Genomic DNA, 13,868 nt, shown 5'->3' on the forward strand with positions numbered 1-13,868 from the left:
GCAATGGGCGAGGGTAATGTGCTTGAAATAATTTGCAAAAGTGCCGCTTCCTGGCAAGAAAGCGGCACTTTTTCTGACACAGGAAGGAGAAGCGGGAACGTGAGTCCCTTACCCGCCGACTCACGGCATGGCGTGAGGGCCGTGATACTCCACCAGCTCCGGCAGGGTTGCGAGCTCGGGCAGATAACGGGCCCAGCGGATGAAGGCATCCGCCAGCGTAATACCGAGTTCCTGATTGTGCTGGGTCAGGGTGCGAGCCAACGCCGTGTAGCCCTCTTTGCCGGAGGCGGTATAGGCACTGGATACTCCCCGATAGATGGCGTCTGCCTCGACTGGCTGCCAGCAGCCTGGCGCGCTTTCCCACTCCAGACGGGTGATCCTGGCCCCCTTGGGACGATCAGCCTGATAACAGAAGCGCATCCCGGCTGTGTAGGGGAAGCTGCCGTTACCATTGCCCGTCACGCCGTTGTTGGTGGCGTTGTCGATGGCGCCTTCCAGCGCCTCAGCCAGCTCATGGCCATGCACCCGGTAGAGGGTGAGGGGGATGGCAAACGGGAGCAGGCGACCTGCGATGTCTGCTTCGCTCAAGGGACCAGGCTCCAGGGAGCAGCGCACCCCCCCTGCGTTGTGCAGGGCGAAATCCACCTGACCAACCTGTTCGCGGGCACCGATCAGCATGGCGTGGGCCACCAGGGGGGCAACCTGGCTGCCGGCGGGCAGATTGGCATCGGGCAGGCGCTGATGATGGAGCGGCCCGGCGAGATGGGTCACGATGCGCTGGGTCATGGTCTCGAGCTCGGGCCGGTAGCGTTTGGCCAGATGCTGCTCGAGCTCTGGGGCCGGCTCGCAGAAGTACAGCCCGGCGGGGGGCTCTGAGGCAAACGGCCAGGGTTGCCAGGGCAACCATTCCAGTTGGCCTTGACTGCGACTCACACGTCCGCTGGCATCAAACTCCATCTCGCATACCCCCAGGCAGAGCGCGCTGTGGGCGGCATGGAGGATAGCCACGTCGTTCACCATCAACGGATAACTGCCATCGCTCTCGAGCCCCAAGGGCGCGAGATCCCCCAGTTGACTGTGGGTGTGGCCGCCAATGATGAGGCTCAGTTCCGGAAAGCGGGCAGCAAGGCGCTTGTCTTGCTCCAGTCCCAGGTGGCTAAGCAAAATAATGTGGTGGATGCCCGCAGCCTTGATCTCGCCGATCGCGGCGGTCAGGGTGTCATCGATACCATGAAAGCGGGTATGGGGATCCGGATTGGCGATGGCGGCCATCTGCGGCAGCGTGATGCCAAGCAGTGCAAAGGGGACGCCGTCTATGATGCGTTTGTGCCAGGGACTGCTGGCATCATGAAGCATGGGCAGGCCCTGCAGGCGCAGCGGGGTATCGGCCGGCTCCTGGCTGCTGTCGAGGTTGGCGGCCAGCACGGGAAAATCGAGCTGGCGCAAAAATTCCACCAGAGGACCGTTGCCCAGATCGAACTCGTGATTGCCGATCACCATGGCATCGGGTCGCAACAGGCTCAGCAAGTCGGCATTGGCCCGTCCCTTGAAACGGTTGAAATAGAGTGACCCCTGAAAGGTATCGCCACCGTGCAGGAACAGGCAGGTCTGGCCCGCCGCATCAGCCTGCTGGCGCAGGGCGGTGAGTCTGGTAAGAATGCGGGCATAGCCGCCACACGGGGTGCGCCATTCTGACTCGCCAACAGGGAAGAAGCGCATGGGGGCGCCATCGAAATGGGAGTGGCAGTCACTGAAATGGGCAAGTTGAACCGTAATACTCATCTCGGTCCTCCTTAGAGAAAAAGAGCACCGAGTCTACTCCAACCTCGGGGGAAGATACTAGCCCGGCAGTACGCCGGGCTAGTAAGGGAAGAGAAGGACCAAGCGGGAGCCTGCTCAGGGAATCCTGTTGGTCCAATGCAGATCTCAGGCGGGAACCATGATCTGGGTGGCGAGGATCACCACCACCAGGCCGACGGCGACCGGTACCGAGGTGCGTTTGACCACCTCGAACGGGGAGAGGTTGCCCATGCCCGCACAGGCAACCACCACGCCGGAGACAGGCGAGATGGTGCGACCCAGGTTGGAGGCTTGCAGCATGGGGATGACCAGATAGGCGGGATTGACGCCAAGGCTGGTGGCCAGGTGCGGGATCAGCTCCACGAAGGCGTAGAAGGGAGCATTGCCGGAGCCTGTGGTAAAGGCGGCCAGGGTGGTGATGACCACCAGTACCAGCATGATGACGATACCGCCGGTGCCAAAGCTCTGGGCCAGATCCAGGAGGTTCGCGATGAAGCCCAGCCCCATCAGACCTTGGGCAAACACACCGGCACCCACCAGCAGCATGACCACGCCGGCGAAGGCATCTGCCATGCTGCGCCAGCATACCTGCAGACCCTCGAGCAGATCCTTGCCGTTGCGCTTGCGCACCAGCTCCAGCAAGGCAGCCAGCACCAGACAGATGACGATGATGGTCACTATGTCGAGTTTGGGGCCCACTTTGCCGTCAAACAGCAGCACGCCGATGATGGGGGTAAACGGCAGTATGGCGTAAAGGCCGGGAGCATCCGTGATGAGATCGCTCGGTGCGACAGGCTCGTTGTGCTCGCCCGATTTCTGGTCAAGATAACGCTGCCAGAAGAAGTGGGCGACCGCCATGGCGGCGATGGCCACCAGCGAGATGGGCAGGGTCAGCTTGAAGGCAAAGTCGAGCAGCTCCATGTTGGCGGCCTGGGCTGCCATCACGACGTCACCCGAGGTGGGTGCCAGAATGATGGCGGCCGGAGAAGCACACACAGCGGCTGCGGCGCCACGGGAGATCCCCATGTTGACCATCAGCGGGAACAGGGTGGCCATCAAGAGTACGCCCAGACCGGTGGCAGAACTCACCGCCAGCGACATGGCACAGGCCACCAGATAGGCGGCCACCAGCAGTATGTAGGGGGATTTGATGATGCCGAGCGGCTTGCTGGCCAGCTTCACCAAAATGGTGTTGGCGCCGATGTGGCTCATGTAGCCGGCAAAACCGCACAGCACCATGATCAGCATGCCCAGACCACCGCCACGATCCACCAGCAGGAAGCGCACATATTCGAAGATATCGGTGGCGACATGGCCGGTGGAGGTGACGCTGGCGGGCAGCACCGTCTTGCCCATCAGGGCGGTAATGGTCAGCAGCAGCAAACCGCCGCTGAGCAGCACCCCGGTGGCCGAGTAGCCCTTGAAGATGTAGCGCCCCACGGTCAGGGTGACCAGGGTACCAATAAGGAGTTCCATCATAGAGTGAGTTCCTGAGTACGAAATGAAGGTGGATGCATTTCATGGGTTAACTTGGCGGTTAATCTGGTCAATTGCGGAAAGCATCAACAGAAAACTCGGCGATTATTATCTAATAAGGGGTAACTCACCATGATGTTGGTCATCACTTGTGATCTCGCTTGCAAATCAATGGGGACGCGGGGTTGCGACTTGTCTGGCTGGCACATAGTCTTTGTGACGGGAGTAGATGACTGCCGACGGGAACGCGGTTAATCTCTTGTTTCGTCTATTAATACGTTGATTATTAATTAAAATAACACTTCAGTCATCAACGAGGTCAAGGCAGCATAAATGGGCATGGTCAGCAAAGTTTTCATGGTGGCACTCTTGCTCCATGCTGCTACGGTCGGGGCCGAAACGTCGCATTATGCCGGCATCAAGGTGGAGCCGGATATCAAGGTGGATTTCCAGTTTTATCGGGTTTTTGGGCAGGATGTCGCCAGTGTGGCCCGGCAGATAGCAAAACAGGGGCCTGCCCAGGCCAGAGGCCATATCGGCATGGCCAGTTACCAACTTTCCTGGCAACTGCAGACCCGCCCCGGGGTGAGCCGCTGCGAGCTGGAACAGGTCAGGGTCATGACCCGCATCAAGGTGATGGTGCCGAACTGGATGGACAAGGCCAGAGCTTCCGCCGCCGAGCGGCAAAAGTGGGACGCGCTGGTGGGCGCCATGTTCGACTACGAGAGCCGCCACAAGGACATACTGCTGGAGAGCGTCAGCCTGCTAGGCATCAAGCTGGTACAACTGCCGGTGGCGCGTGATTGCGCCGCCCTGCAATATCAGGCCTGGCAGCAGGGGCAGGAGGTGCTTGCCCGCTCCCGTGAGCGTTTCACTCTGTTGCAGCAGCAGACCGATCATGGCCGCAAACTGGGGCTGGTCTGGCCCAAAGGCATCTAGCACATCGACATGCATGACAAGCGATAAAACGGGCTCCCATCGGGGAGCCCGTTTTTATTGTATCCAAGCCGTCAGCTGCACCAATGGGCTAATTGAGGGGCTTGCCCTTGAGCAGTTTGCGTATCCAGTAGCGGGCAGGATGAAGCGCTTCCAGCAGGTCGGTGGCCAGTGGCAAGGGATCGCCGCAGATCTCGCTGGCGAGCAGTTCGCCGCACAGGGGCGCCGAGCACAGGCCCCGCGAACCGAGTGCCCCCAGCACGTAGAGGCCCGGATGAAGCGGCAGTGGTGCAGCGTTTTGCTGATCACGCTGAAGCTGGGCGTAGTGATCCGCCAGCCCTGCCAACCTGACTACCGGCCCGGCCACCGGCAGGTGATCCCGGCTGGCGCAGCGCACGCCGACCCTGGCCTCATTGCTGCTTACATCCACCTCTGCTGGCCAGGCCTGGTCCGGCAGGCAGGCTTGCAGCCGAGCCTGGTTCTGAGCTTGTTCTTCTGCGCTGAATGCCTGTGTGCTCTGATTGCGGCCATAGCTGGCGCCGATGCAGTGTTCTGCATCATGGGCTGGCGTGAGATAGCCATCGTAGCAGAGCACCGTCTTGAGCTGGCTCAGGGTTGCGGTGGTCGGTACATGGCTCACCTGACCGCGCACCGGATAGAGCGGCAGCTCGGCAAAGGGGAGCAGGGCTGGCAACTGATGACCGGCAGCCACTACCAGATTGGGGGCTTGCCATTGACGACCCTCACGGCTTGCAACCATCCAGCCATCCACTTGCTCATGAATAGCCGTGACAGGGCAATCGTACTCCACTTGCAGCAGACCGCTTGCCTGCGCCTCCTTTATTGCTGCGCGGGTGAGGTCGGCCGGACAGAGCCAGCCCCCCAACGGATAGCTGACCCCGGCATGACCCGAGGGCAGACCACATTCGTGTTCGGCTTCAGCGGGCGTCAGCGGGCGCATCAGCGCGGGCGGGAAGGGGCCCTGTTGCATCTTGGCCAGCTTGGCGGTGGATTTGTCGTCATAGCCAAGCTGTACCACACCGCATAAATCAAAGGCGATGGGATGGCGCTCGGCCAGGCTCAGCAGCCGTTGGCGTGCATAGCCAAAGGCCAGTGAATAAAAGCGTGACAAGGCATCGTGCTCGCCGTTGAGCAGGGGATAGAGTGCCCCCTGTCGATTGCCGGAGGCACCGGTGGCCAGTTCATTGTCCTCGCAAAGCAGAGTGACCTTGCGTCCCCGCTCTACCAGAGAGAGCGCCGTCATGGCCGAGGCGATGCCGCCGCCGATGAGCACTACCTCGCCGTCTCGCCCCGCCGGTCTGGCATACCAGGGGGCAATGGTGCGCTGTGGTTTCTTGTCTACCCGCTCGCCTGCCAGCATTGCCCACTTGCTGCCATGGCCCTTGACCTTCTTCATGGCAAAGCCGGCGGCAATCAGGCCACGACGCACGAAGCCGGCGCTGGTAAAGGTGGAGAGGGTTGCACCGGGGCGAGCAAGGCGGGCCAGGCCGTCGAACAAGTCTTGCGTCCACATCTCGGGATTTTTTGCCGGTGCGAATCCATCCAGATACCAGGTATCCACCAGCCCCTGTTCACCATGAGGTACTTGCGGCAGCATGTCCTTGATGTCCCCAAGCCAGAGATCGAGCCGAATACGGCCGCCCGCAAAGTGCAGACGATGGCAGCCAGGGACGGGCAGTGGCCACTGTGCTATGAGTGCCTGGCTGAAGGGGGCAAGCTCGGGCCAGGCGGCCAGCGCCTTGCGAAGATCGTCACGGGTGAGGGGGAATTTTTCGAAACTGATGAAGTGCAGACGGGCGCCGTTGCCGGTTTGGGGTGCCTGTTCCAGGAAGGCTTTCATTGTCGCCAGAAAGTTAAGGCCTGTGCCGAAACCTGTTTCACCTATCACGAAACTGTCACTATTGTGGTGCGAAAATCGCGCTGGCAACCCATTTTGCTGCAAAAAGACGTAGCGGGTTTCACTTAGACCGTTATCATTGGAAAAGTACACATCCCCGAAGTCACTGGAGACTGGAGTTCCCGCTTCATTCCAGTCCAATCGGGCATGATGTAAGGATGTTTGACTCACGTTTCCCTCTGCTCGCGTCATAAGAACGCGGGCATTCTACGTGAAAGCAGACCAGTTTGGCAGCCGAAAGCGGGTAGACTTGGCGCCAGTTTTTCCAGACGAGATGAATTAATGAGAAGAGCAGTGATCACCGGTATCGGCGTCATCTCCAGTATCGGCAACAACAAGGAAGAAGTGCTGGCCTCCCTGAAAGCAGGTAAATCCGGCATCACCTATTCCGAGCAGTTCGAGCAGCACAACCTGCGCAGCCGTGTCTGGGGTAACATCAAACTCGAGCCGTCTGAACTGATCGACCGTAAAGTCATGCGTTTCATGGGTGACGCTGCGGCCTATGCCTATCTCTCCATGCAACAGGCCATTGATGATGCCGGTCTGCAGGAAGATCAGGTCTCCAACGAGCGTACCGGCCTGGTTGTCGGTTCCGGTGGTGCCTCCGGCAAGAACACCTCGGAGTCCTGTGATATCGCCCGTGAAAAAGGCGTCAAGCGGGTGGGTCCCTACATGGTGCCGCGTACCATGTCTTCCACCACCTCCGCTTGTCTGGCCACTCCGTTCAAGATCAAGGGTGTGAACTACTCCATCAGCTCCGCCTGCGCCACCTCTGCGCACTGCATCGGTCACGCCATGGAACTGATCCAGCTGGGCAAGCAGGATGTGGTCTTCGCCGGCGGCGGTGAAGAGCTGGATTGGTCCTCCACCATACAGTTCGACGCCATGGGCGCCCTGTCCACCAAGTACAACGACACCCCGGAAAAAGCGTCCCGTACCTATGACGCTGACCGCGATGGTTTCGTCATTTCCGGTGGCGGCGGCATTCTGGTGGTCGAGGAGCTGGAACACGCCCTGGCCCGTGGTGCTCACATCTATGCCGAGCTGACCGGTTACGGTGCCACCTCCGATGGCTACGACATGGTTGCTCCGAGCGGTGAAGGCGCCGTGCGTTGCATGAAGATGGCGATGCAGGGTGTTGGCAAGGTGGATTACATCAACACCCACGGCACCTCTACCCCGGTCGGTGATACCAAGGAGCTGGAAGCCATCCAGACCCTGTTTGGCACCCAGGGCCCCAAGATCTCCGCCACCAAGGCGATGACTGGCCATGCGCTGGGCGCTGCCGGCGTGCACGAGGCTGTCTACTCCCTGCTGATGATGGAACATGGCTTTATCGCCCCCAGCATCAACATCGAGACTCTGGACGAGAAGGCCGAAGGTCTGCCCATAGTACGCGAGTACGAAGCGGCCGATCTCAATACCGTCATGTCCAACAGCTTCGGCTTTGGCGGTACCAACGCATCACTGGTATTCAGCAAGTTCAAGGCTTGATGACTCGATGATGTGAAAAAAGGCGCCGAAAGGCGCCTTTTTTATTGGCTGCGGGGTGACCCTCAAGCAGGATCGGGCAGGGGCCGCCGCATGTAAACGGCGCCTTCACCATATTCGTTCAGTGGTTTGGGTGTAGCGGCAGGGACAAAGCCCTGTTTGTGCCAGAAGCGAGCCGCGCCCTGTACCGCTACCAGACCCACATGTTCATAACCTTCCTCACTGGCAAAGGTAAGGGCGGTCTCCAGCAGCAGCTGGCCAACGCCCTTGCCGCGCGCCTGCTTTGAGACGGCCAGATCGTGCAGATAGAACTCGTCGTTTCCCGCCAGGGTCTGCATCCGTACCGACAGGGACGGTGGCTGGTGGGCTTGCCAGGGATGGCAGAGCAGGTAACCCAGCACCTTGCCCTGATATTCGGCCACCCAGCAGCAGTCGGGAGCCAGGTCGGCCTTGTTGCTCATGACCTCGAGGGGCTCAGGATCCAGCTGCTGATAGCACTCGTCCTGAATGGCCATGATAGTGGGCCAGTCGTTGGCCCTGGTGGTACGGATCGTGATCATAGTGAGAGGGCATCGCTGCCTGGGTACGCTGATTAATTAATGTGTGCGTTTGCCAGCCTATCAGAATGCGGCCAGGAACTGAACAATCATTTCCAAACGATGCCTTTGATGGCAAGCCTTTAGCGGGCAGCCTGCTTGCTGACGATGTTGAGCAGGCGATAACGCAGGGAGGGGGCATCCGCCGGTACATCGGTGAGCTGCTCCTTGCTGACGGTCAAGCGGTACCGGTAGCCGGGTTCAAACTGAAATCCTTCAATCTGTTGGTAGAAGAGGCTCCAGGCTTGCTGTTCATCGTTGCGAACCTGCATGCACTGCATGGGGCCGACACCGACGCAGTCAACCAGCTGGCTGTTGATGTAGAGGGTTTCCTCCTGTGACGTGGCGGGGGCGCTCTGGCAAGCGGTGAGCAGCAGGGCGGCACTGAGGAAGAGTGGTCTCATGATGGACTCCTTTTGATCGAAAAGGGGCATTAGAGCGGCAAATAAAAAGGCGGTCAATGACCGCCTTGGTAACAAACCATGTCGACTCAGGGCATCAGCGCTGATCGATAGGAGTGAATTCCCGCAGTGGCTGCCCTGTATAGAGCTGACGCGGACGACCGATCTTCTGATCCGGATCCGAGTGCATTTCGTTCCAGTGGGCAATCCAGCCGATGGTACGGGAGATGGCGAAGATCACGGTGAACATGGACATGGGGATGCCGATGGCCTTCATGATGATGCCGGAGTAGAAGTCCACGTTCGGGTAGAGCTTCTTCTCGATGAAGTAGGGGTCGGACAGCGCAATGCGTTCCAGCTCCATGGCCACTTCCAGCAGCGGATCCTTGATCTGCAGCTCTTCCAGCACTTCGTGACAGGTCTGACGCATCACCTGGGCACGGGGATCGTGGTTCTTGTAGACACGGTGACCGAAACCCATCAGACGGAAGGGATCGTTCTTGTCCTTGGCCTTGGCGATGTACTCGGGAATGCGTTCCACCGAGCCGATCTCTTCGAGCATCTTGAGGCAAGCTTCGTTGGCACCACCGTGGGCCGGACCCCACAGGGAGGCGATCCCGGCGGCAATACAGGCAAACGGGTTGGCACCGGAGGAGCCGGCCAGACGCACTGTGGAGGTGGAGGCGTTTTGCTCGTGATCCGCATGCAGGGTAAAGATGCGGTCCATGGCGCGTTCGACGATGGGATTGACCTTGTACTCTTCGGTCGGCACGCCAAACATCATGTGCAGGAAGTTGCCGGCATAGGAGAGGGCGTTACGCGGCTGCATGAACGGCTGACCGATGGAGTACTTGTAGCACATGGCGGCCAGGGTCGGCATCTTGGAGAGCAGACGGAAGGCACAGATCTCGCGATGCTCTTCATTGTTGATGTCGAGCGCATCGTGATAGAAGGCAGACAGCGCACTGACCACGCCGCACATGATGGCCATGGGGTGGGAGTCACGACGGAAGCCGCGGAAGAAGAAGGCGATCTGTTCGTGCACCATGGTATGGCGGGTGACCAGACGATCGAATTCCGTGTACTGTGCCTTGGTGGGTGCCTCGCCGTACAGCAGGATATAGCAGACTTCGAGGTAGCTGGCCTGGGTGGCCAACTGGGCGATGGGGTAACCACGGTGCAGCAAGACACCCTGATCGCCGTCGATATAGGTAATGGATGATTTACAAGCACCGGTTGCCATAAATCCGGGGTCAAAGGTGAAGTACCCTTGCGCGCCCAATTTTCTGACGTCAATCACGTCGGGTCCGACAGTCCCTGACAGGATCGGTAGTTCTACCGGGTCTTTACCGGGCAGATGTAGGGTGGCTATCTTATCAGCCATAGCACGTCTCCTTTGCTCTTTTATAATTGGTTCCAGCTCTACTTTATTACGAGTTTGATGACGCTGGCAAAGGTTCTGACCCGTACCAGGGCGGCTGGAGCGCCTTATTTGAAACAGAGTTCAGGGTCGTTGTCAATTTTGCTGGATGATCATTAATGATTTGTTAAATGAGTTGTGAGATCTGGTTTACGGTTTTGAGTTTTCTTTGTAGCTAATTGATTGTCATTGGTTAAGCCCGCCGATATACTGCGCCTCGTGGGTGATGGCTGTCGGTGTTTGAAACGCTTTCGCAAAGCCGGATGTGATATTGAAAATGTTATTTTTGGCTTTCCCGAGTTGTTTTGGTAACAAAAACCTAACAAATGCCACTCCGTGCCCTCATAAGCGTGTAAAAACAATAACTAACGTGCTCAATGGAGCTGAGTGGGCAAAGCCGTGAAAAATAAACAGAGACCTGTAAACCTCGACCTACAGACGATCAGCTTTCCTGTCACCGCCATCGCTTCCATCTTGCATCGTGTCTCAGGGGTGATCACCTTTGTGGCGCTCTCTATCTTGCTGTGGATGCTTGGTACTTCACTCGCCTCTCCCGAAGGATTTGAAACAGTGGTGTCCATCATGGACAACTTCCTGGTCAAATTCGTGTTGTGGGGGATCCTGACTGCGCTGGCTTACCACATTGTGGGCGGTCTGCGTCACCTGGTCATGGACATGGGCTATTGGGAAGAGCTGGAATCCGGTAATCAGAGTGCCCGTGTGGCCTTCGTGATCACCGCGATTTTGGCGGTATTGGCGGGGGTACTGGTATGGTAACCAATTCTGCAACATTCGGGCGCAGCGGTGTTCATGATTACATCCTGATCCGCGCCACCGCCCTCATCATGACGGCTTACGTCCTCTATCTGGTTGGTTTTGTCGCCTTCAATGACATCAACTACGAGGTATGGACCGGCTTTTTCGCCAAAACTTTCACCAAGGTATTCACCCTGTTGACCCTGCTGTGCGTACTGATCCACGCCTGGATTGGTCTGTGGCAGGTGCTGACTGACTATATCAAGCCGGTGGGACTGCGTGGCGCACTGCAATTTGCGCTGGTCGTGGTGCTGTTTGTCTATCTGATGACTGGTTTCGTCGTGCTGTGGGGTGTGTAAGGTGACTATTCCAACTCGTGAATTTGATGCGGTCGTGATTGGTGCCGGTGGTGCCGGTATGCGCGCCGCGCTGCAGATTGCCCAATCCGGCAAGAGCTGCGCTCTGTTGTCCAAGGTCTTCCCGACCCGTTCTCATACTGTTTCCGCCCAGGGCGGGATCACGGTTGCGCTGGGCAATGCCCACGATGACAACTGGCAATGGCACATGTATGACACCGTCAAAGGCTCCGATTACATCGGAGACCAGGAAGCGATCGAATACATGTGCAAGACAGGCCCCGAGGCCATCTATGAGCTGGAGAACATGGGCTTGCCCTTCTCCCGTTTCGACAACGGCTCCGTTTACCAGCGTCCGTTTGGCGGCCAGTCCAAGAATTTTGGTGGCGAGCAGGCGGCCCGTACCGCGGCGGCTGCTGACCGTACCGGTCACGCCCTGCTGCACACCCTCTATCAACAGAACGTCAAGAGCAAGACCACCGTCTTCTCCGAGTGGTACGCGCTGGATCTGGTGAAAAACCAGGATGGTCACATCGTCGGCTGTACCGCCATCGACATGGAGAGCGGCGAAGTCGTCTACTTCAAGGCCAAGGCCACAGTGCTTGCCACCGGCGGTGCCGGTCGAATCTACCAGTCCACCACCAATGCCCACATCAACACCGGTGACGGTGTCGGCATGGCGCTGCGTGCTGGCGTCGGCGTACAGGACATGGAGTTCTGGCAGTTCCACCCGACCGGCATTGCCGGGGCAGGGGTACTGGTGACCGAAGGGTGTCGCGGTGAAGGTGGCTATCTGCTCAATAAAGATGGCGAGCGTTTCATGGAGCGTTACGCGCCGAACGCCAAGGACCTGGCCGGTCGCGACGTGGTGGCTCGTTCCATCATGATCGAAATCCGCGAAGGCCGTGGTTGCGATGGTCCCTGGGGCCCGCACATCAAGCTCAAGCTGGATCACCTCGGCAAAGAGGTACTGGAATCCCGTCTGCCAGGGATCTGCGAGCTTTCTCGCACCTTCGCCCACGTGGATCCGGTCAAAGAGCCCATCCCGATTATCCCGACCTGCCACTACATGATGGGCGGCGTGCCGACCAACGTGAACGGCCAGTGTCTGGCCCAGGATAAAGACGGCAATGACGTTCCTGTGGTCGGTTTGTTTGCGGTCGGGGAGATAGCCTGCGTCTCCGTGCACGGTGCCAACCGTCTCGGCGGCAACTCGCTGCTGGATCTGGTGGTGTTTGGCCGCGCGGCCGGCATGCACCTGGTCAATACCCTGGGCGAGATGGACCACGGTCGCGATGCCAGCGAATCTGACATCGACGCTGCCATGGCCCGCTTCAATCGCTGGGAAAACACCCGCGACGGGGAAGACCCGGTCCAGATCCGCAAGGACCTGCAGACCTGCATGCAGAACAACTTCTCCGTATTCCGTGAAGGTGACGCCATGGCCGAAGGGCTGGCCGAGCTCAAGCTTATCCGCGAGCGTTTGAAGAATGCCCGTCTGGACGACACCTCCAAGGAGTTCAATACCCAGCGCATCGAGTGCCTGGAGCTGGACAACTTGATGGAGACGGCGTTCGCCACCGCGGTGGCGGCCAACTTCCGTACCGAGAGTCGTGGTGCTCACAGCCGCTTCGATTTCCCGGATCGCGACGATGAGGGTTGGCTGTGCCACAGCCTCTATCATCCGGACACCGAGTCCATGACCCGTCGCGCTGTCAACATGTCTCCGAAAACACGCGAGGCATTCCCACCCAAGGTGCGGACTTACTGACCGATGGTGGAGACAAGCACCATGAAGGGCACATTATCGGCGTATCGCTACATTCGCCGGTCTGTGAAGAGGTGGGAGGCATTCCCATCTCTCTTCTCCAAGGTGCGGACTTAACGATTGCGGAGCCAAACAACATGAACGTCACATTCTCTGTCTACAGATACAATCCGGATGTTGATAACGTCCCCTATATGAAGGAATATCGTCTTGATATTCCTGAAGGTTCCGACATGATGGTGCTCGACGCACTGATCCAGTTGAAAGAGCTGGATCCCACTCTCGCCTTCCGCCGCTCATGCCGCGAAGGAGTCTGTGGATCAGACGGTCTCAACATGAATGGCAAGAATGGTCTTGCCTGCATCACCCCGCTCTCCGATCTGCTGAAGAAGGGCAATAACGTCGTTATCCGCCCCTTGCCTGGCCTGCCGGTGATCCGCGATCTGGTGATCGACATGACCCAGTTCTACACCCAGTGGGAGAAGGTCAAACCCTTCCTCATCAACGATGAAAAATTGCCGCCCGTGCGTGAGCACCTGCAATCCCCCGAAGAGCGCGCCAAGCTGGATGGCCTGTACGAGTGTATTCTCTGTGCTTGCTGCTCCACCTCTTGCCCCTCCTTCTGGTGGAACCCGGACAAGTTCATCGGCCCGGCCGGTCTGCTCGCAGCCTACCGCTGGTTGGCTGACAGCCGCGACACCGCCGCCACCGAACGACTGGGTAACCTGGATGACGCCTTCAGCGTGTTCCGTTGCCACGGCATCATGAACTGCGTGAACGTCTGTCCCAAGGGCTTGAACCCGACCAAAGCCATCGGTCAGATCAAGTCGATGCTGCTCAATCGGGCTGTTTAGTATCAGGGCCAGGGCGTCACGCGCCAGGCCCGACCTCTGGATAGCCATCCGACCCCATGGCTGGATGGCTATTTAAACCCTACAAGCTGCGCTGCA

12 protein-coding genes are annotated in these 13,868 nt (G+C 58.8%); 6 read left to right on the forward strand and 6 right to left on the reverse strand.

Going from position 1 to position 13,868, the window contains the following annotated elements; genetic code table 11:
• Positions 1–120: 120 nt before the first annotated feature.
• Positions 121–1,782, reverse strand: a complete 1,662-nt coding sequence (locus AC1P02_RS15085; RefSeq protein ID WP_485182582.1) for a bifunctional metallophosphatase/5'-nucleotidase — start codon at positions 1,780–1,782, stop codon at positions 121–123.
• 144 nt (positions 1,783–1,926) lie between these two features.
• Complete coding sequence (gene dcuC, locus AC1P02_RS15090; RefSeq protein ID WP_099993556.1) at positions 1,927–3,279, reverse strand: anaerobic C4-dicarboxylate transporter DcuC; 1,353 nt, start codon at positions 3,277–3,279, stop codon at positions 1,927–1,929.
• A 336-nt stretch (positions 3,280–3,615) separates the two neighbouring features.
• On the opposite strand from dcuC, the gene AC1P02_RS15095 reads away from it, so the two are divergent.
• Entirely contained in the window at positions 3,616–4,215 is a 600-nt protein-coding gene (locus AC1P02_RS15095; protein WP_485182583.1) for a DUF922 domain-containing Zn-dependent protease, read from the forward strand.
• A gap of 88 nt (positions 4,216–4,303) precedes the next feature.
• On the opposite strand, the gene mnmC is transcribed toward AC1P02_RS15095, so the two are convergent.
• Positions 4,304–6,322 (reverse strand): bifunctional tRNA (5-methylaminomethyl-2-thiouridine)(34)-methyltransferase MnmC2/FAD-dependent 5-carboxymethylaminomethyl-2-thiouridine(34) oxidoreductase MnmC1, encoded by a 2,019-nt coding sequence (gene mnmC, locus AC1P02_RS15100; protein ID WP_485182584.1) that lies wholly within the window; start codon positions 6,320–6,322, stop codon positions 4,304–4,306.
• Between the two features lie 90 nt (positions 6,323–6,412).
• Here mnmC and fabB point away from each other — a divergent pair, with 90 nt between their 5' ends.
• Positions 6,413–7,624, forward strand: a complete 1,212-nt coding sequence (gene fabB, locus AC1P02_RS15105; RefSeq protein ID WP_058394627.1) for a beta-ketoacyl-ACP synthase I — start codon at positions 6,413–6,415, stop codon at positions 7,622–7,624.
• A 62-nt stretch (positions 7,625–7,686) separates the two neighbouring features.
• On the opposite strand, the gene AC1P02_RS15110 is transcribed toward fabB, so the two are convergent.
• From AC1P02_RS15110 to AC1P02_RS15120, 3 genes are all read right to left on the reverse strand, one after another.
• Positions 7,687–8,181, reverse strand: coding sequence for a GNAT family N-acetyltransferase (locus AC1P02_RS15110; protein ID WP_155603723.1), 495 nt, complete (start codon positions 8,179–8,181; stop codon positions 7,687–7,689).
• Between the two features lie 119 nt (positions 8,182–8,300).
• Positions 8,301–8,621: a DUF4377 domain-containing protein gene (locus AC1P02_RS15115; protein WP_408135391.1), complete on the reverse strand. Its 321-nt coding sequence runs from the start codon at positions 8,619–8,621 to the stop codon at positions 8,301–8,303.
• 94 nt (positions 8,622–8,715) lie between these two features.
• Entirely contained in the window at positions 8,716–10,002 is a 1,287-nt protein-coding gene (locus AC1P02_RS15120; RefSeq protein ID WP_021140441.1) for a citrate synthase, read from the reverse strand.
• 423 nt (positions 10,003–10,425) lie between these two features.
• Here AC1P02_RS15120 and sdhC point away from each other — a divergent pair, with 423 nt between their 5' ends.
• The 4 genes from sdhC (at position 10,426) to AC1P02_RS15140 (ending at position 13,772) form a co-directional block, all read left to right on the forward strand.
• Positions 10,426–10,815, forward strand: coding sequence for a succinate dehydrogenase cytochrome b556 subunit (gene sdhC, locus AC1P02_RS15125; RefSeq protein ID WP_005300207.1), 390 nt, complete (start codon positions 10,426–10,428; stop codon positions 10,813–10,815).
• Positions 10,809–11,153, forward strand: coding sequence for a succinate dehydrogenase, hydrophobic membrane anchor protein (gene sdhD / locus AC1P02_RS15130; RefSeq protein ID WP_212540947.1), 345 nt, complete (start codon positions 10,809–10,811; stop codon positions 11,151–11,153). Before sdhC ends, sdhD begins: the two co-directional genes overlap by 7 nt.
• Position 11,154: 1 nt before the next feature.
• Positions 11,155–12,921 carry a succinate dehydrogenase flavoprotein subunit gene (sdhA, locus tag AC1P02_RS15135; RefSeq protein ID WP_034524204.1) on the forward strand — a complete coding sequence of 589 codons (1,767 nt, stop codon included), beginning with the start codon at positions 11,155–11,157 and terminating at the stop codon, positions 12,919–12,921.
• Positions 12,922–13,055: 134 nt separating this feature from the next.
• Positions 13,056–13,772 carry a succinate dehydrogenase iron-sulfur subunit gene (locus AC1P02_RS15140; protein WP_005310899.1) on the forward strand — a complete coding sequence of 239 codons (717 nt, stop codon included), beginning with the start codon at positions 13,056–13,058 and terminating at the stop codon, positions 13,770–13,772.
• Positions 13,773–13,868 lie beyond the last annotated feature (96 nt).

Source organism: Aeromonas sp. TS_SC_11 (genome assembly GCF_057318915.1).

Bases quoted from the DNA above. Each gene is read 5' to 3' on its own strand.
- AC1P02_RS15085 (WP_485182582.1), bottom strand. From the start codon at position 1,782: ATGAGTATTACGGTTCAACTTGCCCATTTCAGTGACTGCCACTCCCAT.
- dcuC (WP_099993556.1), bottom strand. From the start codon at position 3,279: ATGATGGAACTCCTTATTGGTACCCTGGTCACCCTGACCGTGGGGCGC.
- AC1P02_RS15095 (WP_485182583.1), top strand. From the start codon at position 3,616: ATGGTCAGCAAAGTTTTCATGGTGGCACTCTTGCTCCATGCTGCTACG.
- mnmC (WP_485182584.1), bottom strand. From the start codon at position 6,322: ATGACGCGAGCAGAGGGAAACGTGAGTCAAACATCCTTACATCATGCC.
- fabB (WP_058394627.1), top strand. From the start codon at position 6,413: ATGAGAAGAGCAGTGATCACCGGTATCGGCGTCATCTCCAGTATCGGC.
- AC1P02_RS15110 (WP_155603723.1), bottom strand. From the start codon at position 8,181: ATGATCACGATCCGTACCACCAGGGCCAACGACTGGCCCACTATCATG.
- AC1P02_RS15115 (WP_408135391.1), bottom strand. From the start codon at position 8,621: ATGAGACCACTCTTCCTCAGTGCCGCCCTGCTGCTCACCGCTTGCCAG.
- AC1P02_RS15120 (WP_021140441.1), bottom strand. From the start codon at position 10,002: ATGGCTGATAAGATAGCCACCCTACATCTGCCCGGTAAAGACCCGGTA.
- sdhD (WP_212540947.1), top strand. From the start codon at position 10,809: ATGGTAACCAATTCTGCAACATTCGGGCGCAGCGGTGTTCATGATTAC.
- AC1P02_RS15140 (WP_005310899.1), top strand. From the start codon at position 13,056: ATGAACGTCACATTCTCTGTCTACAGATACAATCCGGATGTTGATAAC.